The following is a 2,522-nucleotide window of genomic DNA, read 5'->3' as shown; positions in this document are numbered from 1 at the left end:
GATGCCGTTCATGCACATGGTGACGTCCAGCCTCGTCATGGGCATCGCCGACGGTCCCACTGAGGTGCACAAGGTGACGGTCGCCAAGCAGGTCTTGAAGGACTACCGGCCCGACAACGACCTCTTCCCGAAGTACCACATCCCCCGTCTGCGCGAGGCGGCGGAGGAGAAGTACGGCAAGGAACTGGCCGAGATCAAAGAGGGCTACGCCAAGATGCGCCGCGAGAGCGCGCCGGCTTAGCCGCCTTCCTCATGCGCCTCGCTTTCCGCGAGGCGCGACTTGGCTCTAGTGTGGGGCGGCCCTGGTTCTCGGGGCCGCCCTTCGCATTCGCCGCCCATTTGATTGTCAGATTTCAGAGATCGCATGTCCGATGCTTCCGCGCCTGCCTGGCCCGTCATGTCCATCGCCGAGGCCCACGCCGCGCTCACCGCGCCGGGCGCCCGTTTCGAGATGGAGGAGAAGTCCATCCGCGGGATCATGACCCGCACCTGGAAGAACGCGCCCCCGACCCTGCGCGACGTCTTCCTCAACGGACGCACCTTCGCCGACCGAGAGTTCCTGGTCTACGAGGACGACCGCGCCACCTTCGAGGCCTTCGCCCGCGCGACCCTGGCCCTGGCCCACCAGCTTCAGGCCGACGGCGTTCGCAAGGGCGACCGGGTGGCGGTGATCATGCGCAACCTGCCGGAATGGCCGGTGGCGTTCTGGGCGGGGATCCTGGTCGGCGCCATCGTCACGCCGCTGAACGCCTGGTGGACCGGGCCCGAGCTTGAGTACGGCCTTGCCGATTCCGGGACTAAGGTCGCCATCGTCGACGATGAGCGGCTGGCCCGGATCGTGGACTTCCTGCCGAGCCTGCCGGCCCTTGAGAAGATCTACGCGCCCCGCCTGACGGAGGCGCCGACCGACCCCAAGATCGTCCGGCTGGAAGGCGTGATCGGAGTCGTGAACTCCTGGGGCGACCTGCCGGATCTCGCCTTGCCCGACGTCGCGCTGGACCCCGAGGACGACGCCACCATCCTCTACACCTCCGGGACCACAGGAAAGCCGAAGGGTGCGCTGGGCACCCACCGCAACATGACCTCGAACATCATGGCCGGGGGCATCTCGGCGTCGCGGAACTTCCTGCGCGCCGGCCAGCCGCTGCCGGAGTCAGACCCGCACAAGCTGCCCCAACGCGTCACCCTGCTGCTGGTGCCGATGTTCCATGCCACGGGTCTGTCGGCGACCCTGTCACCCACCATGAACGCCGGCGGCAAGCTCGTGCTCATGCGCCGCTTCGACGCCGAGCCGGCCATGGCCTTGATCGAGCGCGAGAAGGTCAGCGCCACCGGCGGCGTGCCGACCATCGCCTGGCAGCTCATCGAGCACCCCGCGCGATCCAAGTACGACCTGTCGTCCCTGCAGGCCGTGACCTACGGCGGCGCGCCCTCGGCGCCGGAGCTGGTGCGTAAGATCGTCGAGACCTTCCCGGCCTCGCAGCCCGGCAATGGCTGGGGCATGACCGAAACCACCGCCACCTTCACCAGCCACCTGGGCAAAGACTACGAGAACCGCCCCGACAGCGCCGGGCCCGCTGCCCCGGTGGGCGAGATGCACGTGCGAGATCCCGCCGACGGCAAGACGATCCTACCCGTGGGAACAGTCGGCGAGCTGTGGTGCAAGGGCCCGCAGGTGGTGAAGCTCTACTGGAACAAGCCCGAAGCCACCGCCGAGACCTTCCAGGACGGCTGGCTGCGCACCGGCGACCTGGCCCGTATCGATGAGGAGGGCTTCCTGTTCATCATCGACCGGGCCAAGGACATGCTGATCCGCGGCGGGGAAAACATCTACTGCGTCGAGGTGGAGAATGTGCTGTACGACCACCCGGACGTGATGGACGCCGCCCTGGTCGGCATCCCGCACAAGACACTGGGCGAGGAGCCGGGAGCCGTGGTGCACCTGAAGCCGGGCGGAACAGCCGACGAGGCGGAGCTTCGCGCCTTCGTGCGTGAGCGCCTGGCCTCGTTCAAGGTCCCGGTGAAGGTGGTGTTCTGGCCCGAGACCCTGCCGCGCAACGCCAATGGCAAGATCGTGAAGACTGAGCTGAAGAAGATCTTCGAGGCCGCATGAGCGCGGGTCCCCTGATCCTCGGCATCGGCGGCACGGTCCGGGCGGGATCGTCCACCGAGAAGGCCTTGGTCGCGGCTCTGCGGGCGGCTGAGGCCGGCGGGGCGCGGACGCGGCTGCTGGGCGGCCCGTTCCTGGCCGGCCTGCCGATCTTCGATCCCGGTCCGGGCGGGCCGACCGAAAACCAGGCCGAGCTGGTGGCCGCCGTCCGCGTGGCCGACGGCGTCATCATCGCCACGCCGGGCTATCACGGCTCCCTCTCCGGCGTGATGAAGAACGCCCTGGACACCCTGGAGCTGTTGAGCGGGGACGAGCGACCCTATTTCAGCGGCCGCGCGGTGGGCGTGGTGGTGACCGCCAGCGGCTGGCAGGCCGGGGGCACCACATTGACCGCCGTCAGATCGATCATACA

At 68.3% G+C, this 2,522-nt stretch carries 2 protein-coding genes and 1 pseudogene; all 3 read left to right on the top strand.

The window, feature by feature from the left end; all coding sequences use genetic code 11:
* Positions 1–241, top strand: a pseudogene (locus tag RMO04_RS05225) (acyl-CoA dehydrogenase); the annotation flags it as partial.
* A 123-nt stretch (positions 242–364) separates the two neighbouring features.
* Positions 365–2,113, top strand: coding sequence for a class I adenylate-forming enzyme family protein (locus RMO04_RS05220; protein ID WP_309643734.1), 1,749 nt, complete (start codon positions 365–367; stop codon positions 2,111–2,113).
* A partial coding sequence (locus RMO04_RS05215; protein WP_309643733.1) for an NAD(P)H-dependent oxidoreductase occupies positions 2,110–2,522 on the top strand: 413 nt, incomplete at its 3' end. The genes RMO04_RS05220 and RMO04_RS05215, both read left to right, overlap by 4 nt.

Source organism: Phenylobacterium sp. (assembly GCF_031412415.1).
Classification (GTDB): domain Bacteria; phylum Pseudomonadota; class Alphaproteobacteria; order Caulobacterales; family Caulobacteraceae; genus Phenylobacterium.
This window is presented reverse-complemented; position numbering and strand designations above follow the sequence as displayed.

What these genes read in the sequence shown, in the direction of transcription:
- RMO04_RS05220 (WP_309643734.1), top strand. Translation starts at nt 365, where the DNA reads ATGTCCGATGCTTCCGCGCCTGCCTGGCCCGTCATGTCCATCGCCGAG.